This window comes from Nocardia sp. CA-119907 (genome assembly GCF_050955995.1).
Classification (GTDB): Bacteria; Actinomycetota; Actinomycetes; order Mycobacteriales; family Mycobacteriaceae; genus Nocardia.
On sequence record NZ_CP192091.1, the window covers coordinates 480,383 to 504,111 of the forward strand.

The 23,729-nt window shown below is 67.0% G+C and carries 19 protein-coding genes and 1 tRNA gene; 14 read left to right on the forward strand and 6 right to left on the reverse strand.

Features of this window, described 5'->3' with window-relative positions:
* Positions 1 to 238: 238 nt before the first annotated feature.
* Entirely contained in the window at positions 239 to 2,557 is a 2,319-nt protein-coding gene (locus ACQP2D_RS02205; RefSeq protein WP_433682063.1) for a DEAD/DEAH box helicase, read from the reverse strand.
* Between the two features lie 499 nt (positions 2,558 to 3,056).
* Here ACQP2D_RS02205 and ACQP2D_RS02210 point away from each other — a divergent pair, with 499 nt between their 5' ends.
* From ACQP2D_RS02210 to ACQP2D_RS02245, 8 genes are all read left to right on the forward strand, one after another.
* Entirely contained in the window at positions 3,057 to 3,263 is a 207-nt protein-coding gene (locus ACQP2D_RS02210; protein ID WP_011206895.1) for a cold-shock protein, read from the forward strand.
* 357 nt (positions 3,264 to 3,620) lie between these two features.
* Positions 3,621 to 6,464, forward strand: a complete 2,844-nt coding sequence (gene topA / locus ACQP2D_RS02215; RefSeq protein WP_433685489.1) for a type I DNA topoisomerase — start codon at positions 3,621 to 3,623, stop codon at positions 6,462 to 6,464.
* Positions 6,465 to 6,594: 130 nt separating this feature from the next.
* Complete coding sequence (locus tag ACQP2D_RS02220) at positions 6,595 to 7,098, forward strand: DUF664 domain-containing protein (protein WP_433682064.1); 504 nt, start codon at positions 6,595 to 6,597, stop codon at positions 7,096 to 7,098.
* A 424-nt stretch (positions 7,099 to 7,522) separates the two neighbouring features.
* Positions 7,523 to 8,728 (forward strand): DNA polymerase III subunit delta', encoded by a 1,206-nt coding sequence (locus ACQP2D_RS02225; RefSeq protein WP_433682065.1) that lies wholly within the window; start codon positions 7,523 to 7,525, stop codon positions 8,726 to 8,728.
* Between the two features lie 64 nt (positions 8,729 to 8,792).
* Positions 8,793 to 8,868, forward strand: a tRNA-Thr gene (locus tag ACQP2D_RS02230).
* Positions 8,869 to 9,066: 198 nt separating this feature from the next.
* Entirely contained in the window at positions 9,067 to 12,180 is a 3,114-nt protein-coding gene (locus tag ACQP2D_RS02235; protein ID WP_433682066.1) for a BTAD domain-containing putative transcriptional regulator, read from the forward strand.
* Between the two features lie 45 nt (positions 12,181 to 12,225).
* Positions 12,226 to 13,440: an FAD-dependent monooxygenase gene (locus tag ACQP2D_RS02240; protein ID WP_433682067.1), complete on the forward strand. Its 1,215-nt coding sequence runs from the start codon at positions 12,226 to 12,228 to the stop codon at positions 13,438 to 13,440.
* 73 nt (positions 13,441 to 13,513) lie between these two features.
* A complete protein-coding gene (locus ACQP2D_RS02245) occupies positions 13,514 to 14,029 on the forward strand; it encodes a VOC family protein (RefSeq protein WP_433682068.1) in 516 nt (171 codons plus the stop codon).
* Positions 14,030 to 14,165: 136 nt separating this feature from the next.
* On the opposite strand, the gene ACQP2D_RS02250 is transcribed toward ACQP2D_RS02245, so the two are convergent.
* Complete coding sequence (locus ACQP2D_RS02250; RefSeq protein ID WP_433682069.1) at positions 14,166 to 14,747, reverse strand: TetR family transcriptional regulator; 582 nt, start codon at positions 14,745 to 14,747, stop codon at positions 14,166 to 14,168.
* A gap of 68 nt (positions 14,748 to 14,815) precedes the next feature.
* On the opposite strand from ACQP2D_RS02250, the gene ACQP2D_RS02255 reads away from it, so the two are divergent.
* The 4 genes from ACQP2D_RS02255 to ACQP2D_RS02270 are packed head-to-tail and all read left to right on the forward strand — an operon-like array spanning position 14,816 to position 19,206.
* Positions 14,816 to 15,754, forward strand: coding sequence for a haloalkane dehalogenase (locus tag ACQP2D_RS02255; protein ID WP_433682070.1), 939 nt, complete (start codon positions 14,816 to 14,818; stop codon positions 15,752 to 15,754).
* 6 nt (positions 15,755 to 15,760) lie between these two features.
* Positions 15,761 to 17,416 carry a sulfatase-like hydrolase/transferase gene (locus ACQP2D_RS02260; protein WP_433682071.1) on the forward strand — a complete coding sequence of 552 codons (1,656 nt, stop codon included), beginning with the start codon at positions 15,761 to 15,763 and terminating at the stop codon, positions 17,414 to 17,416.
* A gap of 45 nt (positions 17,417 to 17,461) precedes the next feature.
* Positions 17,462 to 18,148, forward strand: coding sequence for a HEAT repeat domain-containing protein (locus ACQP2D_RS02265; protein WP_433682072.1), 687 nt, complete (start codon positions 17,462 to 17,464; stop codon positions 18,146 to 18,148).
* Positions 18,142 to 19,206, forward strand: coding sequence for a MerR family transcriptional regulator (locus ACQP2D_RS02270; protein ID WP_433682073.1), 1,065 nt, complete (start codon positions 18,142 to 18,144; stop codon positions 19,204 to 19,206). Before ACQP2D_RS02265 ends, ACQP2D_RS02270 begins: the two co-directional genes overlap by 7 nt.
* On the opposite strand, the gene ACQP2D_RS02275 is transcribed toward ACQP2D_RS02270, so the two are convergent.
* Complete coding sequence (locus ACQP2D_RS02275) at positions 19,177 to 19,431, reverse strand: helix-turn-helix domain-containing protein (RefSeq protein WP_433682074.1); 255 nt, start codon at positions 19,429 to 19,431, stop codon at positions 19,177 to 19,179. The two genes, ACQP2D_RS02270 and ACQP2D_RS02275, sit on opposite strands and share 30 nt — an antisense overlap.
* Positions 19,432 to 19,585: 154 nt before the next feature.
* Here ACQP2D_RS02275 and ACQP2D_RS02280 point away from each other — a divergent pair, with 154 nt between their 5' ends.
* A complete protein-coding gene (locus tag ACQP2D_RS02280) occupies positions 19,586 to 19,879 on the forward strand; it encodes an ester cyclase (RefSeq protein WP_433682075.1) in 294 nt (97 codons plus the stop codon).
* Positions 19,880 to 20,101: 222 nt separating this feature from the next.
* Here ACQP2D_RS02280 and ACQP2D_RS02285 read toward each other — a convergent pair whose 3' ends face one another.
* The gene (locus ACQP2D_RS02285; RefSeq protein WP_433682076.1) at positions 20,102 to 20,782 is read right to left on the reverse strand and encodes an SRPBCC family protein; all 681 of its coding nucleotides are present in this window, start codon (positions 20,780 to 20,782) and stop codon (positions 20,102 to 20,104) included.
* A gap of 150 nt (positions 20,783 to 20,932) precedes the next feature.
* On the opposite strand from ACQP2D_RS02285, the gene ACQP2D_RS02290 reads away from it, so the two are divergent.
* Positions 20,933 to 21,577, forward strand: coding sequence for a TetR/AcrR family transcriptional regulator (locus tag ACQP2D_RS02290; RefSeq protein ID WP_433682077.1), 645 nt, complete (start codon positions 20,933 to 20,935; stop codon positions 21,575 to 21,577).
* Positions 21,578 to 21,974: 397 nt separating this feature from the next.
* On the opposite strand, the gene ACQP2D_RS02295 is transcribed toward ACQP2D_RS02290, so the two are convergent.
* Positions 21,975 to 22,424 carry an MspA family porin gene (locus ACQP2D_RS02295; protein WP_433685490.1) on the reverse strand — a complete coding sequence of 150 codons (450 nt, stop codon included), beginning with the start codon at positions 22,422 to 22,424 and terminating at the stop codon, positions 21,975 to 21,977.
* Entirely contained in the window at positions 22,414 to 23,607 is a 1,194-nt protein-coding gene (locus ACQP2D_RS02300) for a PucR family transcriptional regulator (RefSeq protein ID WP_433682078.1), read from the reverse strand. Before ACQP2D_RS02300 ends, ACQP2D_RS02295 begins: the two co-directional genes overlap by 11 nt.
* Positions 23,608 to 23,729: the final 122 nt, after the last annotated feature.

Consider the following 23,729-nt stretch of genomic DNA (forward strand, 5'->3'; position numbering starts at 1 on the left):
AAGTAGCCGCAGAACGCAATCTGTGTAACCGCATGTCGGATGCTAATGGCCGTGGCAATACCTCAGTTAACATGAATACATTCCTCTTTAATCGGTGGCCCGACACGCCCGGGTCCGCCGGACGTGGCAGGCCGATCCGCGTCCAGTGCCCCTGGTGATCACCCGGCCAACTGGACGAGTGATCACACTCGGGGGTCGGCGCTGTCACGAATCGAGTGCGGGGCCTTCAGCACGCCGATCAACCAGCTGTTCCGGCTGCCAACTCGCCCAGAATCGCGGCCAGCAGGCGGGCCGCGCCCGCCTTGTCCAGCGGATGGTTGCCATTGCCGCATTTGGGTGACTGCACGCAGGACGGGCAGCCCACCGCGCAGGTGCAGCTCTCGATCACCGCGAGCGTCGCCGACAACCAGCGCCGCAGCTGCGCGAATCCACGTTCGGCGAAGCCCGCACCACCTGGTTGCCCGTCGTACACGAACACCGTCGGCAGGCCGGTGTCCGGATGCTCGGCGGTGGAGACACCGCCGATATCCCACCGATCGCACGTCGCGACCAGCGGCAATAGGCCGATAGCCGCGTGTTCGGCGGCGTGTAGCGCACCGGGTACCCGCGGTACATCCAGGCCCGCCGCCGCCAGTAATTCCGGCGTCACGGTGTACAGCACCGCGCGGGTGGGCAGCGTCTGCGCGGGCAGATCCAGCTCCACCAGGTCCAACACCTCGCCTGTGCGCAGTGTGCGCAGATAACCGATCACCTGGCTGGTGACCCGCACCTGCGCCAATGCGGTGGTCACGCGGCCGTGGTCGCGCTGTTCGGTGACCTTGTCGACGGTGATGGACGTGATCTGCCTGGCACTGGTGGTCCAGCCGGGATCGGTGCCGGTCACAAAGGCGACCCCGCCCTCGAAATCCAGCTCATCGACCACGTAGATATCGCCTTGATGCAGGTGAACCGCACCTTCGTGCAGGGTCGCCCGCGCTCGTCCGGCGTCGGCGGTGCCGAGCAGTCTGCCGGTCTCGCCATCCACGATGGCGATGGGTGTGCCGATGCCCCCGCGCACGTCAACCGCGTCGTGCGGATGCGTCTCGGCCGTTGCGAACCAGCGTGCGCTGCCGTCCCTCGCAACTCCCGCTCGACGTCGAATCAGCCCCTGAGCTGCGAGATCGGTTAGCACCTCGCGTGCGCCGAGCGCGTCTACCTCATTATCGGTGAGCGGTAGTTCCAGTGCGGCGCACAGCAACTGCGGACCCAATACATAGGGATTGTGCGGATCGGTGATGGTGGCCTCGACCGGCTTGTCCAGCAGCGCCTCCGGATGGTGGACCAAGAAGGTGTCCAGCGGATCGTCCCTGGCCACCAGCAGTATCAGCGATCCCTGCGTGCGCCGCCCCGCCCGCCCGGCCTGCTGCCAGAACGAGGCGACCGTGCCGGGAAAACCCGAGATCACGACGGCATCCAGCCCCGCGATATCGACCCCGAGCTCCAGCGCGTTGGTGGTCGCCGCCCCGAGCAGCGATCCATCGGAGAGCGCGGCCTCCAGCGCACGCCGATCCTCGGCGAGATAACCCGCCCGATAGGCGGCGACCCGCTCGCTCAGCGCCGGATCCACCTCGGCGAGCCATCTGCGGGCCTCGATGGCGGTCAATTCCGCGGCCCGCCGCGACCGGACGAAGGCGAGCGTGCGCGCGCCCTCGACCATCAGATCGGCCATGATCCTGGCCGCCTCCGAGGTCGCCGACCGACGCACCGGCGCACCGTTTTCGCCGGTCAGCGTGGTCAATAGCGGCGGCTCCCACAGTGCGATGGTGCGCGCGCCCCGCGGCGATCCATCCTCGGTGACCGCGACACAGGGGGCTCCGATCAGCCGGGATGCCGCGGCCGCTGGCTCGGCTGTGGTCGCCGAGCACAGTATGAATACGGGATCCGCGCCGTAATGGGCCGCGATGCGCCGCAGTCTGCGCAACACCAGCGCCACATGTGAGCCGAATACACCGCGGTAGGCGTGGCATTCGTCCACTACTACGTAGCGCAGTCTGCGCAGCACCCTGGCCCAACGCTGATGTGAGCGCAGCATGCCGATGTGCAGCATGTCCGGATTGGTGAGGATCATCCTGGCATTCGCGCGCACCCATTGCCGGACCTCGGCCTGGGTATCGCCGTCATAGGTGGCTGGATGGACGTCGCGCAGCGGGCCCTCATGGGTCAATTCCGCCATTGCCCGCAGCTGATCGGCGCCCAACGCCTTGGTCGGCGCGAGATAAAGGGCGGTGGCGAGCGGATCTTCCCGCAGCGCGGTGAGCACCGGCAGCTGGTAGCCGAGCGACTTCCCGGATGCTGTGCCGGTGCTGACGACAACGTGGCGACCGCCGGCGGCGAGGTCGGCGGTTCTGATCTGATGCGTCCACGGCGCCTCCACCCCGGTGGCGCGCAGCGCGGCGACCACATCGGGCGCTGCCCAATCAGGCCAGGTAGTGGTGGCCGCGGGGCGTGCGGATAGCTCGACTACATGGGTGAGTCGGGGGTCATTGTCGGGGCCGCCATTCAGGACACGATTCAGCAACGATCCCCCGTAGCTGGAGCCGTTGCTGGCTCGTATCCGAGTCACCGGATCGGTCGGATTCACAATGCGGACTCCGCGACACGCTGGGAAAGTGTGAAACGTGTGCGCTTGGGAAGTCCCACCTGCCATTTCGATACCAAATAGCGACCTGGGTCACAGGCTGATTGCCATACGCTGACTCGGTTATCTGAAGGCAAACGAACCTCAAGTCTAGATTCCGGCATTGTGTCCCTCACCTGCGCATTCGCAAGATCAACTTTTTTGCAAATTGTCGGTAACTCGACTGTTGAATTGCTCGAAGACATGGTTCACTAGTTCCTGGTCGCAAGCTTCTGTGTTCGAGGGACGGATCCAAAGTCCAAACCGTCAGCAGGATCGATGTTGCGAACGGTGTGCTTGGTGCTTTCCTGCAGGGGGAACCAACAGTACAGCGGTCGGAACGGACCCGGTGGATGAACCTACTTGTCCGCCGTTCCGGTAAGAAAAGAGAAGGAACAGAATGGCACAGGGAACTGTGAAGTGGTTCAACGCGGAGAAGGGGTTCGGCTTCATCGCGCCGGAGGACGGCTCCGCTGACGTCTTCGTCCACTACTCCGAGATCCAAGGGTCGGGTTTCCGCACCCTCGAGGAGAACCAGAAGGTCGAGTTCGAGGTTGGCCAGGGCACCAAGGGCCCGCAGGCCACCGGAGTTCGCGCGCTCAGCTGAGCGACGCAACGATTCGCTCGTCCCTCACCGCCGGTAACCGGAGGTGAGGGACGAGCTATATCTGGGGTAAGCCACAAAATGACGGGGTACCTGCGGGTGCCGCCGCATTGTGATGGGCACTGCATACTGATCAACAGCGACGCAGGTACGCTCTGTGGTTCGAGTCGCAAGCGCTCGGCCACACGTCGCGTCAAGGTATAAACGTGTCTGGTGGCAACGTCCTCCCCGTCGCCGCCGCTTGCCCCAGCCGCGCACAGCGCGAAAGAGCGCCGCGCGGGTCGATTAGGAAAGGTGTATTCGCCGGTGGCAACACGAGACCGCGGTGCAGCCGACCAGGGCCGTCCCCTGCGTCGTCTCGTGATCGTCGAGTCCCCGACCAAGGCCCGCAAAATTGCGCCATATCTCGGCCGCAATTACACGGTCGAGGCCTCGGTCGGTCATATCCGGGACCTGCCGCGCGGTGCGGCGGATGTTCCCGCCAAGTACAAGGGGCAGTCCTGGGCGCGCCTCGGCGTCGACGTCGACAACGACTTCGAGCCGATCTATGTGGTGAGCCCGGATAAGAAGGCCAAGGTCTCCGAGCTCAAGAGTTTGCTCCAGAATGCCGACGAGCTCTATCTCGCCACCGACCCCGACCGTGAGGGCGAGGCCATCGCCTGGCACCTGTTGGAGACGTTGAAGCCCAAGGTGCCGGTGCGACGCATGGTGTTCCACGAGATCACCGAGCCCGCCATCCTGGCCGCCGCGGCCGATACCCGCGATCTGGACAACGATCTGGTCGACGCGCAGGAAACCCGGCGCATCCTGGACCGGTTGTACGGCTACGAGGTCAGCCCCGTGCTGTGGAAGAAGGTCATGCCGCGATTGTCGGCCGGCCGGGTGCAGTCGGTCGCGACCAGGGTGATCGTGCAGCGTGAGCGTGAGCGGATGGCGTTCCGCTCGGCCGAGTACTGGGATATCGCGGCGAAGCTGGACGCGGGCGGGGAGAACGGCGACGCCACCAATCCGCGAACGTTCGGGGCGCGTCTGGTCACCGTCGATGGGACCAGGGTCGCCGCCGGACGGGACTTCGGTCCGGATGGTCAGCTCAAGGGCAATGGGGTTGTCGTACTCGACGAGCCATACGCTCGGCGGCTGGCCGAGGCACTGGAGGGCGCCGATCTGGTGGTCTCCTCCGCGGAGGCCAAACCGTATTCGCGCAAGCCGTACGCGCCGTTCATGACCTCGACGCTGCAGCAGGAGGCGGGCCGCAAACTGCGGTTCAACGCCGAGCGCACCATGCGGGTCGCGCAGCGGTTGTACGAGAACGGCTACATCACCTACATGCGTACCGACTCGACCACGCTGTCGGAGTCGGCGATCGCCGCGGCCAGATCGCAGGCGACCCAGCTGTACGGCGCGGAGTACGTGCATCCGACGCCGCGTCAGTACACCCGCAAGGTGAAGAACGCGCAGGAGGCGCACGAGGCGATCCGTCCGGCGGGCGATACCTTCGCGACCCCGGGCCAACTGCACGCGCGGCTGGACAATGACGAGTTCCGGCTCTACGAGCTGATCTGGCAGCGCACCGTCGCCTCGCAGATGGCCGATGCCAGGGGCACCACGCTGACGCTGCGGATCACCGGTATCGCGGGCACGGGTGAGGAATGCGTTTTCTCCGCTTCCGGTCGGACCATCACCTTCCCAGGCTTCCTGAAGGCCTATGTCGAAAGTGTGGACGAGGAGGCGGGCGGTCAGTCCGATGACGCCGAATCCCGGCTGCCCGCACTCGACGAGGGTGAGCGCGTTACCGCGGTCGAGCTGAATCCCGATGGGCACACCACGAATCCGCCCGCGCGGTACACCGAAGCCTCGTTGATCAAGACGCTCGAAGACCTCGGCATCGGTCGCCCCTCGACGTATTCGTCGATCATCAAGACGATTCTGGACCGCGGATATGTGTACAAGCGCGGTAGTGCGCTGGTGCCGTCGTGGGTCGCGTTTGCGGTGGTCGGTCTGCTGGAGGCCTATTTCGGTCGACTGGTCGATTTCGACTTCACCGCCGCGATGGAGGATGACCTCGATGCCATCGCCGGCGGGCGTGAGCAGCGCGGAAATTGGTTGTCCAGCTTCTATTTCGGCGGCGATCACGGTGTCGAGGGCTCGGTCGCGCGCTCCGGCGGTCTGAAGAAGATGGTCGGTGAGCGGCTCGACGATATCGATGCCCGTGAGGTCAATTCGATCAAGCTGTTCGTCGATGACGCGGGTCGCGACGTCGTGGTCCGGGTCGGCCGCTTCGGACCGTATCTGGAGCGCATGGTCGCCAATCCCGATGACCCCGAAGGGGATTCGATCTCGCAGCGGGCGAATCTGCCCGATGATCTGCCGCCCGACGAGCTGACCGCCGAGGTCGCCGAGAAGCTTTTCTCGACGCCGCAGGAGGGTCGTGCGCTGGGTCGGGATCCGGTGACCGGACACGAAATCGTCGCCAAGGAAGGACGTTTCGGGCCGTACGTCACAGAGATACTGCCCGAGCCCGCGGCCGAGGAAGGGCCGCAGCCAGCCAAGAAGACCGCGAAAAAGGCTGCGGCGCCTAAGCCTCGGACCGGATCACTGTTCAAAGAGATGGATCTGGCCACGATCACGCTCGACGATGCGCTGAAGCTGTTGTCGCTGCCGCGCGTCGTCGGCACCGATCCGGCCAGCGGTGAGGAGATCACCGCGCAGAACGGGCGTTACGGCCCATATCTGAAGAAGGGCACGGATTCTCGTTCACTGCTCAATGAGGACCAGATCTTCACCGTCACACTCGACGAGGCATTGAAGATCTACGCCGAGCCCAAGCGCCGCGGACGGCAGGCGGCCAGCACCGCGGCGCTGCGCGAACTCGGCAACGACACGGCCACCGGCAAGCCGATGGTGATCAAGGATGGCCGTTTCGGTCCGTACGTCACCGACGGTGAGACCAATGCCAGCCTGCGCAAGGGCGATGAGGTCGACTCGATCACCGATGAGCGGGCCTCGGAACTGCTCGCCGATCGGCGCGCGCGTGGTCCGGTGAAGAAGACGGCCAAGAAGGCGGCGGCGAAGAAGACGCCGGCCAAGAAGGCCACGGCCGCGAAGAAGACCGCGACCAAGGCCACGGCGGCCAAGAAGACCGCGACCAAGGCCACGGCGGCCAAGAAGACCGCTGCCAAGAAGACGGCCGCGAAGAAGTCCTGACGGCCGTGCCGATCGGTCGATTCGATCGATCGGCACGGTTCACTCTGCGATCGGACCATCGAGGCCGTGCAGGCCGAAGATGCCGTAGCCTCGCCGCATATCGACGAACGATCGTGAAGGGGACTTGTCCATGGCCATCGACCAGGAGCGCGAGAATCTCATCGCCATGCTCGCCAGTCAGCGCGAGCTGTTCCGGATCACCCTGCGCGGCATCGACGACGCACAGGCGCGGCAGCGCACCACGGTCAGCGAACTGACGCTCGGCGGGCTGCTGCATCACCTGGTCAGCTGCGAAAGCCATTGGACGACGGTCATTATCGAGCGCGACGAAACGGCGGAACTCGACGTTTCGAAATTCGATGGCGAGTATGTGCTCGGACCCGATGAGACGGTGGCCGGACTGCTGGTGACCTGGGACGAGGTCGCCGCGGCGACCGAGAAGCTGATCCGGACCGAACCCGATCTGAACACGTCCATTCCCACACCCACCACACCGTGGACCCCCGAACGCGAATGGTGGACGGTGCGTTTCACCGTGCTGCACATCCTGCGCGAAATCGCCCACCACAGCGGTCACGCCGACATCATTCGCGAAGCACTCGACGGCGCGAACACGACTCATCAGCGCGTGTGAGTCGAAAATCTCTGCGGGCCTGCGAGATTCGATATGAACCGGCATCATGGAACCATGAGCGTGACCGGTCGTCAGTGGGTTCACATCGCGGGCTATGAGCACCTTGTGGACAGTCCGCATCCGATGGCGGCTGTGCGCGCTTGACTGCGCGAGCGCGGCATCGACTGGATGCCGTTCAGCGTTGACGAAGTCTGCTGGACTCGAAGCTGCGGGCCCGGTCCGGATGGCCGCTGGCGTAGCCGGTTCGACGTTCGGGTCGTCGGGGACGCGTTGCGCAGGCTCGGACTGCATCCCGATCAGCCGACCTCCCTGGTAATCGGGCCGTCGCCGCCCGGATGGTGGCATGCGGCCGCCGAACGGCGGTTCAGCACCGTCGTGGTGCTCGGACGGGACCCTGTCGGTGGGGGCGGTTAGGGTGTACGGCGTGGCGGGTGTCTTCGATCGACTGGTCGGCCAGGATACGGTCGAGTCCGAGTTGACGGCTGCCTCGGTTGCTGCGCGTGGGGGTGCGGGCAATGGGGCGATGACGCATTCGTGGCTGTTCACCGGGCCGCCGGGATCGGGCAGATCCGTTGCGGCTCTGTGTTTTGCGGCCGCGTTGCAGTGCACCGACGAGGGGATGCCGGGGTGTGGGCGATGCCATGCGTGCACGACCACGATGGCCGGAACGCACGGTGATGTGCGGCGGGTGATTCCGGAGGGGCTGAGCATCAGCACCAAGGAGATGCGCGAGATCGTGCAGATCGCCGCGCGACGGCCGAGTACCGGCCGGTGGCAGGTGGTGCTGATCGAGGACGCCGATCGGTTGACCGAGGCGGCGGGCAATGTGCTGTTGAAGGTTGTCGAGGAGCCGCCGGAGCGCACGGTGTTCCTGCTGTGCGCGCCGTCGGTGGATCCGGAGGACATCTCCGTGACGCTGCGCTCGCGCTGTCGGCATGTGCATTTGGTGACGCCGTCGGTGCCCGCCATCGCGCAGGTGCTGCGTGAGCGCGACAAGCTCGATGAGAAGACGGCCAACTGGGCGGCCTCGGTGAGCGGCGGCCATGTCGGGCGGGCCCGGCGGCTGGCCACCGACGAGGACGCCCGATCACGCCGTCAGCGTGCGCTGGCGCTGGTCGGCGCGGTTTCGCGGCCCGGTGCCGCATATGCGGCCGCGGACGAATTGGTGAAATCCGCCGACGACGAGGCGAAGCAGATGAGTGCGGCCCGCGACGAACGCGAGCGGGAAGAGTTGGCTACCGCACTCGGCGCTGGCGGCACCGGCAAGGGTGCCGCGGGTGCGACCCGGGGCTCGGCCGGTGTGCTGAAGGATTTGGAGCGCAGGCAGAAGTCCCGCGCCACCCGCACCGGTCGCGATGCCCTCGACCGCGCCCTCATCGACGTCGCGGGCGTCTACCGCGATGCCCTCGCGGTCCGCTTCGGCGCGGCCCGCAACGGCACCGGCGTCACCCTCACCCACCCCGACCTGTCCGACCAGATCCACGACCTCGCCGACCGCGTCCGACCCGAAGGCCTGCTCCGCTCCATCGAAGCCGTCCTCGCCTGCCGCGAAGCCCTCGACCTCAACGTCAAACCCCGCTTCGCCCTCGCCGCCATGGTCGCCACCCTCATCGCCGCCCAATCCGCGTGACCCGCTACCACCCGTTTTCGCGATCCGGCCGTCGAGACGATAGACTCGCGACGCCGAAAGGCACGCCGCCTTAGCTCAGTCGGTAGAGCGCTTCACTCGTAATGAAAAGGTCGGGGGTTCGATTCCCCCAGGCGGCTCCAGGTCGATCCCCGAGGTCGGCTACGAACCCGTCTTCGTCCGCCCGCCATCGCGACCGAGCAATCGTGAGGACGACCGAAGACCACTCCGCCGAAATCGACTCTCGCCACACGCGCGCGATCTTGGTCAGGCACTGATCGTCCCGGCTGCGACCCCCACCCACGCGCCAGACTGTCGATCACCGGGCCATACTGGCGATCGTGCAGATCGGGATCCTGGGTCCAGTAGAGGTGCGACGGCCCGACGGGAGTCCGGTTGCGGTTGGTGGGCCGCAGGTGCGGTCGCTGCTGGCGGTGTTGGCGTCGGAGGCCGGGCGCGTTGTGTCTCGGGATCGGTTGATCGACGATCTTTACGGGGAGGACCCGCCTGGCGACGCCGGGCATGCGCTGCAGTCCCAGGTGTCGCGGCTGCGGCGTGCCCTGCGCACAGCGGGCGCCGACGAACTGGTGGAGTCCTCGACGGCGGGCTACCGGCTCGCGATAGACCCGGGCATGGTGGACGCGCATCGGTTCGTTCGGCTGGCCGAGGACGGTCGAACCACGTTGCGTGACGGGGATTCCGCTGCCGCGGCTGCGCTGCTGGACGAGGCTACCGCGCTGTGGCGGGGTGCCGCGCTGGCCGACGTACGCGATGCGCCGTTCGCCGCGACGGTGGTCACCCGACTCACCGAGGCGTGGCTGGCGGTGCAGGAGGATCGCGCGGAGGCCGGGCTAGCGCTGGGCGACCACCGAGCGGTGGTCGCGATGCTGACACCACTCGTCGCCGCACATCCGCTGCGAGAGCGGGCCCGGGCGCTGCTGATGCGCGGGTTGTCCGGCACCGACCGCCAGGCGGAGGCGCTGGAGTTGTTCGAGCAGGGCCGCAGGCTGCTCGCTGATGAGCTGGGGGCAGATCCCTCGGCCGAGCTGACGCGGGCGCACCTGGCGGTTCTGCGCGGGGACACCGCTACCGCGGCTGTGATGCGCCGCCTGCCAGCCCAGCTCACCAGTTTCGTCGGCCGCGACGACGAATTGGCGCAGATCGCGTTGTTGCTCGCTCGGGCTCGTCTGGTCACATTGACGGGACCAGGTGGCACCGGCAAGACCCGACTGGCACTGGAGGTCGGCGCCCGGGCTCGCGGCGAGGTGTGTTTCGTGGATCTATCGGCGCTGGTGGACGGCGCGCAGATGGCGCATGAGATCGCGGCGACATTCGGCGGCCGTACCACCGCCGGGCACGGCACCGGTGAGCGCGAAGATGCCGAGACCCGGCTGCGCGCCATGCTTGTCAGCAGATCCGCACTGATCATTCTCGATAACTGTGAGCATCTGGTGCTCGACGCCGCGCGGCTGGTCCATCGGTTGTTGCGCGACTGCCCAGGCCTGCGGGTGCTGGCAACTAGCCGGGAAGCCTTGCGCATCACCGGCGAGACCGTCCTCTCGATCGGGCAGCTGCCGATCGCGCCCGCAGAAGCGCCGCTGGCCGACCAGCTCGGCTGCGCGGCAGTCCGCCTGTTCGCCGACCGCGCCGCCGCGGTGCGGCCCGGATTCACCATCGACGCGGGCACCATCGCGACCGTGCGGCGCATCTGCGCGCGACTGGACGGCTTGCCGCTGGCCTTGGAACTCGCCGCCGCCCGTCTGCGCAATCTCGATGTGGACGAGATCGACGGGCGGCTCTCCGACCGGTTCAGGTTGCTGGCACGAGGAGATCGAACCGCCGAACCACGACATCAGACGCTACAGGCGGTAGTGGAATGGAGCTGGGATCTGCTCGAACCGGCCGAACGCCTCATGGCGCGGCGCTTCGCGGTCTTCGCCGGCGGCGCGTCCGCCGCCACCGCGGCGTCTGTCTGCGAGCTCGACGATGCCGACGAGCTGCTCGCCAGCCTGGCCGACAAATCGCTGGTGGAAGTACACGGCGGCCGCTACCGGATGCTGGAGACCATCCGTGCCTACGGTTTGGCCCGCCTGACCGAATCCGGCGAACGTGAACAGCTGCAACGTGTCCACGCGGGATTCTTCACCGGCCTGGCCGAGCGGGCCGATCCGCAGCTGCGCGGCCCGGACCAGCTGGACTGGCTGACGCGACTGAGCGCCGAAAACGACAATATGCAGGTCGCGCTGCGCTGGTCGGTGAGCGCCGATCCGGTACTGGCACAACGGCTCATCGCTGCCCACGCATGGTGCTGGTGGCTGCGCGGTCACCCCGGCGGCACCGTCGAACTCGCCGGCGCACTACTTCCCGCACTCGATCCGGCGACAAGTGTCGAGGACCATGGTCTGTGCGTGGCGGTCGCCGCGCGGGCGAGAACCGGGCCGTCGGAAGCTGTCAACCGGGCGGCGGCGGCCCTATCCAGTGTCGAAAGCCCCCTCCAGCGGCCACATTTGGTGTTCCTGCTGGCAACAGTCGGCGGGTTGCTCGACCTGCCTCCGGAACGGCAGCGCCTGCTCTTCGGTCCCGACCAATGGTCGCAGGCATTCCTGCGGCTGGGCACGGGATTGCGCCTACTCATGTCCGGTGAGCCGCTGGTGGCCGAACCCGAGCTTCGGTGTGCCCTGGTGGGTTTCCGTGCCACCCGCGACCGCTGGGCGATCGCCACCACCCTCGACAAGCTCGCCGCCGTCGCCGACTGGCGCGGTGAACGAACAGCCGCGCTCGACCTGATCGATGAGGCCGTAGTCCTGCAAACCGAGCTGGGCGCAGGCGACGATGCCGCCGACCTGCTCAACCGGCGTGGTGACATTCTCGCTCGCGGGCCGGGCGCTTGCCACGACGCGGACGGAGCTCGTGCTGCTTACCACCGCGCCGCCGAATCGGCCCGGGCGGCGGGCGCAACGGACGCGCACGCCAATGCGATGCGCGGGCTCGGCGATCTGGGCCGGGCGGCGGGCGACCTGCTCGGTGCCCGGGAGTACTACGGCGCGGCCGTCGCTCTGCCCGACAACGGTTCGGTCGGCATGGCGGAGGCCCGGGCGCGCAGCCTGATCGGACTGGGCTGGGTCTCGCTCGCCGAAGCAGATATCGAAGCCGGGCTGGCGGCGCACAGCGAAGCGTTCGAGTTGACCCGTCACCGATCCCATTCGGTGGCCGCAGCCGCGGTGGTCGGCCTGGCTGGGGTCGCCGCTGCGCTCGGCGAGACCGCCCGGGGGGCGCTGCTGCTCGGCGCTGCCGAGGCGCTGCGCGGAATGCCCGACGCGGGCGATGGTGAGGCGGCCGACACCGCCGCACGGTGCCGCACCGAACTCGGAGAACAAGCGTTCCGTATCGCCTTCGACAGTGGCATCGGACACTCGGTGGAGGAGGTGGCGGCACTGCTCGGTGAGTGGCGGTGAGCCGATGGTGAGGGCGTGGTGAGCGCCGCGGCCGACGCTGTTCCCATGACAGCGACACGACAGTTCACCAACAAGACCGTCCTCATTTCCGGCGCGAGCATCGCCGGACCGGCACTCGCCTACTGGCTGACCCGTCATGGGTTCACCGTCACCGTCGTCGAGCAGGCGCCCACGCTACGGGAGGGCGGCTACAAGGTCGACATTCGCGGCGTGGCCATGGATGTCATCGATCGGATGGGGCTGATGCCGGAAGTCCGCAAGGCTTCGACGGCGATGCGGGGCGGCGCCTGGGTCGATGACACGGGTAGGGCGCTGGCCACACTGGGACCCCAGTTGATCGGACTGCGGTCTCCCGGCGACGACGAGGTACTGCGTGGCGATCTCGCTCACATCCTGTTCGACGCCACCAAAGGCGGGGTCGAGTACCTGTTCGGCGACTCGATCACCGGCCTGGTGCAGCACACCGACGGCGTCACCGTGCGATTCCGCAACGCCGAGCCGCGCGTGTTCGATCTGGTGCTCGGCGCCGACGGCAGCCATTCGGCGGTGCGCCGCCTCGCCTTCGGGCCGGAGGAGCGATTCGCCCGGCATACCGGCATGGCGGCCTGTGTGATCTCGGTGCCGAACTATCTGGATCTCGACCATTGGGAACTGGTCCATCCGACTCCCGGGCGAGTGGTGCAGGTGTACAGCACCCGGCGCACCACGGCCAAAGCCCAGTTCATCTTCCAGGCGCCGGAACAACTGCCGGACCGGCGCGACCGCGACGCGCAGCAACAACTGGTGGCCGACGCCTTCACCGGCGCCGGCTGGGAGACACCGAACTTGGTCCGCGCCATGCCCGAATCCACCGACTTCTACTTCGACTCGGTCAGCCAGATCCATCTCGACCAGTGGTCCGACGGCCGCGTCGCACTTGTCGGCGACGCCGCCTACTGCCCGTCGCCACTGTCCGGGCAGGGCACGAGCATGGCTTTGGTCGGCGCGTACGTCCTTGCGGGCGAATTGAAAGCGGCCGCAGGCGACCACAACATCGCGTTCGATCGCTACCAACGCGCCATGCAGGACTACGTCACCCGAAACCTGACGCTGGGCTGGAACAACGCCACTCAGATGGTGGCGGCCGACCAGCGTGCGATCCGTACCCAGACCACCATGCTGCGCATGCTGCGGCACATGCCGTGGAAGGGCCTGGCGCTGCGCCCGATCATCAAGCCGCTCGAGCGCGCGGCCAACGCCATCCGCCTCGCCGACTACTGAACCCACCCGCACCGCCCTCATTCCGGCGGGATGTTCTTCACCAGCTGATCCGTGACACAGAAGGAGCACTCGAATGAGTATCGTAACCGGCCCGATTTTCCAGTTGGCGTGGGTTGTCCACGACATCGACGCGGCAGAACGCGAATTCACTGAACGCTACGGAGTCGACGAATGGGTTCGGATGCCCCGCATGCGTTTCGGCCCGGATACATGCCGCTATCGCGGTGCACCGGCCGATTACACCATCGACAGTTCACTCGGCTACGCAGGCGGGCAGCAACTGGAATTGATCGCACCGGTCTCGGGTGCGAACCTGTACACCGAAGCGCTCGCACAGTCCGGCCCCGGTCTGCACCACGTCGCCTGGGTACCAGACGATTTCGATGCCGCACTGGCGCAGGCGCGGGCGGCCGGCGCCGAAATCGTGCAACACTGCGCCGTCGCGGAGATGGGCATGGAATTCGTCTACCTTCCCGGCGGTCCGCTCGGCTCCTACATCGAGCTCTTGCGACTGCCCGCGGATGCGCGCACGCTGTTCGACAGCATGATTCCGAACGGCTACCTGAATCCGTGGTCGCAGTGCCGGTAGTCGATAGATTGTCAGTTTCCTATCGGCTGGTGAACCTCGCCGATCGTCGCTCCAGGAACTACAGCATGGGTGCTGTCCTCATCGGTGAGTTCACGAACTGCCGCGATACCTTCCTCGCCACACTCGGCCACGACATTTATTTTCGGGTTCCGTCGATGACGGCGGGGGCGAGCAGGGCGTTGAGGGTAGCGGTGACGGCGGCTCGGGCGGCATTGGCGGAGAGGCCTTGATGGCGGCGGAGTACGTCCCAGGTCTCCCATGACGCGGCGGCGTAGGCGGCCTCGCGGGCGGGTCGGGCGAGGCGCTCGAGTTCGGGGAGGTTGGCGCGCAGGTGGGTGCGCAGGGCGGCGCGGCTTTCGTGTAGACGCTCGGCGAGCACGGCGGATTCGTGCTCGCGCAGCACGGCGGCGCGGCGGGTGCCCGAAATGCGCTCGTACAGTTCGGCCCGCAGCTCGACCAGGGTCTCGATGCGATGACCCGGATCGCCGGTCACCGGACGGAGCAGAGGGAACCAGTGCCGCTCTATCTGCGTCATGGCGGCGTCGGCATACAGCGACTCGAGATCGGTGAAGTGATGGAACAGCGACCTGGTCGCGACCCCGGCTCGTTCGGCAACGGCCCGTGCGGTCGGCTGCAGATTGCCTTCTTCCGTGAGCGCCAGCACGGCATCGAGCACCGCCTGACGGTTCCTTGCCGCCCGAGCGGTGCGTCCATCCATCGCGGATAACCCTAACAAGCCGCAGAAATAGTTGCACTCATGATGCAAGAACATTTAGTGTCGGGACCATGCACGTACTGCGCACGCCGGAGGAACGGTTCTCGGATCTGCCCGACTTTCCGTTCCCGCCGCACTATGTCGAGGTCGCGGCCGGTGACGGCGGCGACACCCGCCTGCGGGTGCACTACCTCGACGAAGGCCCGCGAGATGGCGAAGTCGTCGTGCTGCTGCACGGCGAGCCTTCCTGGAGCTTCCTGTATCGCAGCATGATTCCGGTGCTCGTCGCGGCAGGCCGGCGGTGTGTCGCGCCGGATCTGATCGGCTTCGGCCGCAGCGACAAGCCCGCCGCCCGAGCCGACTACACGTACGCCCGCCACGTCGAATGGCTGCGGGAAACGCTCTTCGACCACCTGGATCTCGCGTCCATCACGCTGGTCTGCCAAGACTGGGGCGGTCTGATCGGGATGCGGCTCGTCGCCGAACATCCCGATCGCTTCGCCCGGGTGGTCACGGCGAACACCGGACTGCCCGACGGAACGGCAACGCTGAGCGACGCCTTTCTGGCCTGGCAGCGGTTCTCGCAGGAGACGCCGCGGTTCCCGGTGGGGGCCATTATCGAAAATGGTTGCCGGGCAAAGCTTTCCCTTGAGGCAATGGCCGCCTACGACGCCCCGTTTCCCGATGAGAGCTACAAGGCCGGTGCCCGCGCCTTCCCCCTCCTGGTCCCGACCCGGCCCGATGACCCCGCCGCCGCGGCGAACCGCCGGGCCTGGGAGGAGTTGGCCCGCTTCGACAAACCGTTGCTCACCGCCTTCTCCGATGGCGACCCGATCACAGCCGGCGGCGAGAAGATCTTCCAGCGCAAGATTCCCGGGGCTTCCGGTCAACCGCACACGGTGATCGAGGGCGCGGGACATTTTCTGCAGGAGGACAGCGGTCCTCGGCTCGCTGCGGTGGTGAACCACTTCATGGACGCTTCTTCTCAGCACCCGACCGAAAGGCAGTAGGACACGATGTCGATCAGCAGGCGTGGGTTCTTCGGTAGCGGAGCGGCGGCGACCGCCGCCATGGCGACCGCCGCCATGACCACCGGGAGCCCGAGCGCATCCGCCCAGCCGCGCATGGACATTCACCCCGACAAGCCGAATATTCTCGTCGTCATCGTCGACGAGATGCGAACCCCCATGTGGTTCCCGGACCAGCCCGTGCTCGACACCATCCTGCCGAACATCGCCGGATTGCGGTCCAAGTCGGTCTCGTTCGAACAGCACTACACCGCCGCCAATGACTGCACGCCCTCCCGCGGCGCGATGGTGACCGGCCTGTACTCACACCAGACCGGCTGTCTGTCGACTTCGACCTCGCAGCTGTCGCCGAGCTTCCCGACCTGGGGCTCGATGCTGCGCGAACAGGGCTACCGCACCTCGTGGTGGGGTAAATGGCATTTGGGCCACGAAGCCGACACGACGCCGGGCGGGTTGGCACGCCACGGTTTCGACGGCGGCACCTACCCTTCGCCCAACGGCACGCCCGAGCAGGGCCTGCAGATGGACGGCCGGATCGTCGACCAGTTCATCGACTGGTTCGATACCGATGCGGGCCAAGGCCCCTGGTGCACGACGGTGTCGCTGGTCAACCCGCACGATGTCCAGTGGTGGCCGCGCTGGACCCGGCGCACCTTGGCGTTCAACAACATCCCGCGCTGGATCGACACCCTGCCCGCCAATCACGAGACCCTCGAACAACTCTCGCGCAAGCCTCGGCTGCAGATGGCCCTGGTGCAGGTGTCGGCGGCGACCTTCGGCGTCGCCCCGTACGGCACGCCCGACGCCGACCGGGAGTGGATCGACCTGCTCAATCTCTACCTGTGGTTCCAGCAGCAGGTGGACATCCAGATCGGCCGGGTACTGACGGAACTGGCGACCCGTCCGGAGGTGGCGGCCAATACCGTGGTGGTGTTCACCTCCGATCACGGTGACTACGCCGGCTCCCACGGCCTGCACGGCAAGGGCGGCGGAGCCTATGACGAGGCCATCCGGGTGCCGCTGTTCGTCTACGACCCGCGCGGTGACCTCACTCCGGCGGCCGGCACCCGCACCCAGCTGACCTCCAGCATCGACCTCGCCCCACTGCTGCTGACCATCGGGACGGGCGGCAACGGCTGGCGCGGCGACGACCGCTACGCCCATCTGGCGAGCAGACACGACATCGCCGCAGTCTGCCGCGACCCGCGCGCGCCGGGACGGCCCTGGATCGTGCACACCACCGACGAGCACTCCATCGAGGAGGCCGCGGTGCTGTTCGACCAGGACGCACCCGGCCATGTGGTGGCCGTCCGGACCGCCGACGCGAAGTTCGTCCGCTACTCGCACTGGGTGCAGGGCTCCGCGGATATCGACCCGTCGCGCGAGGAGGAGTACGAGCTCTACGACTATTCGACCCGCGACGGTGAACTCGAACTGGACAACACCGCCGCGGCGGGCGGAAGCCTGCGCGAGGCGATGAGCCGGCTGCACGACCGAGCCGTCAGCGAAGAACTGCACCGACCGCTGCCCGACTACCTGCAGCAGGCGCAGCAAGAGGGCTGGAACGACTACAACACCCAGACCGCCAAGCCGTTGGGCGAGCAGCTCAGCGACTTCTTCCGCGACGGCATCGGCGTGAGGTAGCCCTTGACCTTGTCACTGTGAGAAGGCCTTCACTGGCTGTCGGAGGTGGTCCCCATCAACCCGACACACAGGAATCCACAGGACACGCGGCTGCTCGACGCACTTGCCGCAAGGAACTCCTCGACGCGTCTCGAGGCGGCTCTGGCAGTCGGCACGCATCCCGATCCCGGTTTCGTCGATGCGGTGGTAGCGCGGTGCGCGATCGAGCCGGACTTCTTCGTGCGTGACATGCTCACTTGGGCGCTGACCCGTCTCCCATCGGAGATCACGGTTCCGAAACTGCGTGCGGAGCTGCGTTCCGAGCGCGCGCAGGCCCGCAGCCAAGCGTTGCACACGCTGTCCAAGATCGGCGACCCGACCGCGTGGTCGGCGATCACGCGGTCGTTGCTGCACGATGCCGATGACGAGGTCGCGCGCAGTGCATGGCGCGCTGCCGTCGTCCTCGTGCCCGACGGGGAGCGGGAAGGGCTGGCCGCGGAACTCGCCAGCCAGTTCGGCCGCGGCGACCGGGAGGTACGGCTGAGCCTGAGCCGCGCTCTCGTCGCGCTCGGCGATATGGTCGAGCCGGTCCTTCGGACGGCGATGACAAGTCACGACCCGGTGGTACGTGCGCATGCCAATGCCACGGAGCGGCTCTTGCGCGACCCGGATGCCGGATTCGACCTCGCCGTCGATGAGGCCAGGCGGGTCCTCGCGCTCGGTCCGGACCGGGAGGAGAGAACGGCATGCTGATCGGCGAGGTGGCGCGCCGCTCCGGGGTGAGCGCCCGAATGCTCAGGCACTACGACTCCCTCGGGCTGGTGCGACCGACCGGCCGCACCGTGGGTGGCTACCGGGAATACTCTCCCGAAGATATCCGCAGGATTCTCCATGTGGAGGGGCTGCGGTCGCTGGGACTGTCACTGAGTCAGATCGGACGCGCTCTCGACGATTCCGGATTCAGCCCGTCCACACTGGTCGGCGATCTCATCCGAAAGACCGAAGAACGGCTGAACCGGGAGCGGGAACTCCTCGAGCGGCTCCGGACCGTCGATGCGGCCGAGCCATCTGGCTGGCAAGATGTCCTGCGCGTTATCGAGCTCCTGCACGGACTCGGTTCGGAGAGTGCCGCCCGGCGGCAGCAGGCCGTCCTGGCCCCGGCCGAGGACATATCGATGCCCGCCGAGCTGCTGGCCGAGGCGATCCTCACCGAATCCGATCCGAATGTGGCCGGGGCCCTGCGGTGGGCCCTCGCGCGAGCGGGCGGGGACGGTGTGGCGAGCGTGGCATCCGGCATGGGCTCAGCAGACGTCGACGTCCGGCGACGCGCGACCCTGGCCATCGCCGAGCTACCGGGCGGCGAGGCGACCGCGGTGCTCATCGACGCGCTCGGTGACGCCGACGCAACGGTCCGCAGAAATGCGGCTCTGGCACTGGGCGCGCGCGGCGTGACCGAGGCGGTGCCAGCACTTCTCGGCACGGTGATCGAGGGCCCGAACGATGTCGAGGCGGCCGAGCTCTTGGGAAGGTTGGCACGCGACGCGAAGTGGGCAGACCGGATCATGAGTGCGCTGGTAGACGAGCTCACCGAGCAAACAGCGGACTCGGCGGCGCGGATGCGGCTGACCCAGGCACTCGCCGAGATGCCGGGCACCATCGCGCTGGACATCCTGCGACAACTGACGCACGACGACGACCGGGCCGTGGCCCTCATCGCCTCGAGCCTCGTGGAGCGGATCGCGGAACGGCCGGACAACGAAACCGCAGATACCGCAGAGAAGTCACGACCCCTCGCCGCGGGGCCGCAGTAGGCGTGTTTGCAGCGCCAGATACAACAGTGCCGCGTCGGCGGGCACTACGAACACTGAGCCGGTGAGCTGTTCTTTCCGCTCGAGACGGTGCAGCACGGTGTTGCGGTGCAGGTGCAGGCGCGCACCGACGGCCGATGTAGAGCCGCCGAGTTCGTACCAGGCCAGGGCAGTCTGCACGAGAGCGTCGGCGTCGGTGGGGTGGAGTCGGTCGAACGCGGCGAGCACGTCCGAGAAGATGCCTGCGGCGAGTGTGGGATTCGCAGCTATCAAGGCACGTGCCGGCGATGAGGCATAGGTGTGGATTCCGGTGTCGGTCGGGCTCAGGCATCGGAAGGCGAGGCGCGCTTGGTCCAGCGCTGCGGGAGCGGAGACGAGGTCGGTGAAGGGTTTGGTGTTCCACTTGCACTCGGGGCAGGAACCCGCCCGCGGGCGGGCGGCAATCCGCGAGGCCGCTGCCGGGACGTTCGCCCTGGTTCCCGACCTGACCGTTCACCTGGTCTCGCTGCGCGTCGGCGAGGATTTCTGGGTGGTGCAGTGGCAGCTGACCGGGACCTCGGCAACCGGCAATCCCGTATGCGTCGACCTCGCGGACTATGTTCTCGTCGAAAACGGCGCTGTCAAGGAGAAGCACTCCTATGTCGACGGGGTCGCCATGCAGGCCGCCCTGGGTTGAACACCCGCTCGATGTCGGTCAACCCCTCGGATGAGCTTGTGCCTCAACAGGATTGGGGTAAGTAAAGGTGCCCCGCCCGTGCGGGCGGGGCACCTTTGCGTAGCGAGCCGCCGCGATCGGCCGCTTCGACACCGACATCGGCGGCATCGGTCCTCTCGCAACCGACCACGGCGCGAGCCAGCGGTGAACTCAGCGAGGAATGGATCAACAGGTCGAACGCTCTCAGGGGTGGGCTTCGGCGGTGGCCGCGAGGTCTTTCAACCAGGCTTCGAGGCCTGCGCCGAGGAAGGCGGTGGAGGTGGGTATATCGGCTTCGACCTGTGCGCCGGTCCAGTTCTCCTCGGTGCGTACCAGCACACCGCCGTCGACCTCGGTGAAGTTCCAGACGTGGACGCCGTTGTCGATGCGCAGTCCGTCGCCGATCGCGGGTCCGCTCCAGCGGATGCACTGGCCCTGCTGCAGTTGCTGGACGGAGGACGTGATGGTCAGGGTGGTGGCAGGGGTTGTGGGAGTGGCGGGCGCCGGAGTCGTCCACTGGAACTGCGAGCCCTCCCGCAGTGGTCCCTGGTCCAGACGCTTCATGCTGGTGACGGGCTGCTGCCACGAGGGCCAGCGTTCCACGTCGGTGTGCAGTCCCCAGATGGTGTCCAGCGGGGCCTTGATAAAGGTCTCGGTCCGGTACCGGATCCGGGCGGTGTCGTCGATGCCTGCCCCTTGGCAGGTCAGCGGAGCGGGGTGAACCCCGGTGGTTGCCGCGGCCTGATCAGAGCCGCCGGTGCGTGTGTCGTTGTTGTCGTTACTGCACGCGGCGACGGAGGTCAGGACCGCGGCGGCCAGTGGGATCAGATACAGGGCAGTGCGGGCACCGGCTCCGCGACGGGGGGTATGTGTGGTGTCGGACATGGCTGCTCTCCTCGTTCAGGCCTCGAGCCGACCTTCGTAGTTAGGGCCACTCGATTTAGTTAGAACCTATAACCAGAACGGGTGAGTGTCAATAAAGAAAGTGATAGGGTCTAACTCGTTGTTGTCGCGAAGCCTGAGCGGAGGCGGTTGATGGGAGCTGGTGGGACCAGTTCGCGGGAGCGCTATCGGGCCCAGGTGTGCGATGAAATCAAGCAGCACGCCTGGGCGCAGATCGCCACGGCGGGCGTATCCGCGTTGTCGCTCAACGCGATCGCCAAACGCGTGGGCATGAGCGGCCCCGCCCTGTACCGGTACTTCGCCAGTCGGGACGAGTTGATCACCGAACTCATCCGCGACGCCTACCGAAGCCTTGCCGACGCTCTGCGGACGGCGGTCGACTCCGGTGCCGACGTGGCCGGGCTGGCCTTCACCGTGCGGGAATGGGCCTTGCAGGATCCGCAGCGGTACTTCCTCATCTACGGCACACCTGTCCCCGGATACCACGCACCCGAGGACACCACCGAGATCTCATCCAGAATCATGTCGGTGCTGATCGAGGCTTTCTCCGCGCTGCCCCCGGAAAAGCCGGCGACGCCGTTCGACGCCCACCTCGAGAACCACCGCGGATGGGCCGACGGCCACTCGGTGCCGGCCACGACCCTGCACCGTGCCGTGTCGTTTTGGACCCGCCTGCACGGCGTCCTCTCGCTCGAACTCGCCGGCCACTTCACCGGAATGGAGTTCGATCCCGCCCTACTGTTCGCTGAAGAACTGAACACCCTGCTGACCCCGTGACCGGCGGTCCGGCACCGGCTACCGCTGCACGATCGCCTCGAATTCGGTCGCACACATGAGTCGATGGTTGGTGGCGCCGATCCCCCTGAGACCGCGCGCCCTGGTTGCTGAGCGCGCAGTCGCGGCAGGCGATTTCGCGGGTGCGGCGGCCTGCGCCGGGTCTTTGCAGGAGGGGAGTTCGGGCGGGCAGAGGGCGAGGATGGTGGAGAAGTGCTGGATGGCGGCGAACAGGGTGCTGGCGCGGTGTGCCGCCGCTGACGGCGAGGACCGCGGAGTCGCCGCTACGGGTGACTTCGTAATGGGCGGAGCCGGATTCGTCGTCCGGCGTGGGAGCGGCCTGTGCCGTTGCCGTCGTGACGGCCACGGCGGCCGGTGCCGCGGTAATGGATTGTTTCTCCTAGAACACGAATTGTGTTCCATAGCCGGTTGTCTGGGCGGTTCCGCTGGTACCGTCGGCGCGCACGGTGACGAACGGCATGGCTGATGCGGGCGACGCGCATGCGCTGACGTTCAGTGGCGTGTTGGTATGGCCGAAGGTGTAGGGGAACGTCGCGTCCTGATCCAGGCTGGCCGCACCGATAACCACCGCCGTGACGGCCCCCGGTGCGAGGGTTACCTCGAGCGTTCCGGCGATACCGCCATTGACGGAAACGCTCGGTTGAACTGCGAAAGTGACGCTGGGTGACGAGTCCATGCTCAGGGTCAACGCGGCCGAGGGTGCGATACCCACGCTGGCGCCCACGGCCGGCGTAATCCCGATGGAGATACCTCGGGCCGACGCGACTCGTCCGCAGACATCCCCATCAGCGGCGCGCTGCGTCTGGGATGGCAGTTGATCAGGCCGGATCCAGTCCCGCGAGTCGTGCCGCGGTCAGGGCAACGTACAGCTCGGCGGCCGCTTTCGGATCCGAGCACCGGCGGTCGGTGAGGGTCTCGATGCGGCGCAGGCGGAAGTGGATGGTGTTGCGGTGGTAGTGCAGGCGTTGCGCGACTTCGGTATTGGAGCCACCGCATTCGAACCAGAGGGCGAGGGTGTCGAGGAGCGTGTCGCGTTCCTCGGGCGGCAGTTCCAGAACGGGGCCGAGGATATCGTCGGCCAGCTCCCGTGACGCGGACGGGGCGTGCGCGAGCACGAGCGGGATGGGCGTGCTGCCGTAGGCGGTGACGGTGGCGGTACCCGGTGGTGCACAACGTCCGGCGAGTTCCGCCTCCCGCAGCGCGGTACTGGCAAAGCCGGCGGTCGGGAAGGGGCGGCTCAGGCCGATGCGGCCTGTGGCATGGTCGCGAAACCGCGCGAGTACCCGATCGAGAGCGTGGGTCGCGGCTAGGCTGAGCAGGCCGATTCGGGCACCGGCTTCGCTGATCCAGATCGATTCGACGTGCTCGGCGCGCAGTCGGTCCTCGATACCGAACAGTGGCTCCATCAGGTTGGGATCGACTTCGGCGTGTACCACGATGAAGTTGCCCAGCGGCGGGAGGTGAAGTGCGCGAGCGATATCGCGTTGGGTCGGATCGTCGGCATCGCCGTCGAGTAGCTTGCGCAACATCGCACGGCGTTCGGAATCGTCACGCCGGACGCGCTCGGCCAGATAGTCGCCGTACGCATCGGCGGCCGCGCCCGAATAGTCATCGATGATCCGCCACATTTCCGACCCGAGCTGCGGCAGCACATCGAGGCTCTTGCCCGTCGCCGTGACGAGCGCGCGTTCCCACAGCAGTCGTCCGGCCAAGCGATACGCGTGCAGCACCGCGGCGAGGGGCACACCGAGTTCGGCCTTGAAGCGGCCGACCACGGTTGCGGGTTGCAGTCGGCGCCCGATGCTTCCGGAGAGCTGACCCAGCACGGCGACGAGGTTGTCGCGGACGACGAAACCCAGCTCGGTGTCGGTGAGAGCCGTTGATTCCGCGTAGGCGTGGTCGCCGGTGCGAATTCGGCCGACGAGCTCGGCGGTCAGGTCGTCGACCTGCGCCAGCAGCGTGCGTGCCACTGCGGCGGAATCATTCGCGGGCGGCTCGGTCAGCACGGTCATGGTCTCGATAGTAGGCATTCGCTCTGGATCGATTGTGTGCTGGAGCACAGTGAGCAGCCGGGATCGGCAAACCCGCGCACATGGTGGATCGTCGCATCGGGCACGCAGTATCGACAGTGACA

Coding starts and splice junctions, on each gene's coding strand:
- ACQP2D_RS02210 (WP_011206895.1), top strand. CDS start 3,057: ATGGCACAGGGAACTGTGAAGTGGTTCAACGCGGAGAAGGGGTTCGGC.
- ACQP2D_RS02220 (WP_433682064.1), top strand. CDS start 6,595: ATGGCCATCGACCAGGAGCGCGAGAATCTCATCGCCATGCTCGCCAGT.
- ACQP2D_RS02300 (WP_433682078.1), bottom strand. CDS start 23,607: ATGACCGTGCTGACCGAGCCGCCCGCGAATGATTCCGCCGCAGTGGCA.
- ACQP2D_RS02285 (WP_433682076.1), bottom strand. CDS start 20,782: ATGTCCGACACCACACATACCCCCCGTCGCGGAGCCGGTGCCCGCACT.
- ACQP2D_RS02260 (WP_433682071.1), top strand. CDS start 15,761: ATGTCGATCAGCAGGCGTGGGTTCTTCGGTAGCGGAGCGGCGGCGACC.
- ACQP2D_RS02250 (WP_433682069.1), bottom strand. CDS start 14,747: ATGGATGGACGCACCGCTCGGGCGGCAAGGAACCGTCAGGCGGTGCTC.
- ACQP2D_RS02290 (WP_433682077.1), top strand. CDS start 20,933: ATGGGAGCTGGTGGGACCAGTTCGCGGGAGCGCTATCGGGCCCAGGTG.
- ACQP2D_RS02245 (WP_433682068.1), top strand. CDS start 13,514: ATGAGTATCGTAACCGGCCCGATTTTCCAGTTGGCGTGGGTTGTCCAC.
- ACQP2D_RS02270 (WP_433682073.1), top strand. CDS start 18,142: ATGCTGATCGGCGAGGTGGCGCGCCGCTCCGGGGTGAGCGCCCGAATG.
- ACQP2D_RS02240 (WP_433682067.1), top strand. CDS start 12,226: ATGACAGCGACACGACAGTTCACCAACAAGACCGTCCTCATTTCCGGC.
- ACQP2D_RS02255 (WP_433682070.1), top strand. CDS start 14,816: ATGCACGTACTGCGCACGCCGGAGGAACGGTTCTCGGATCTGCCCGAC.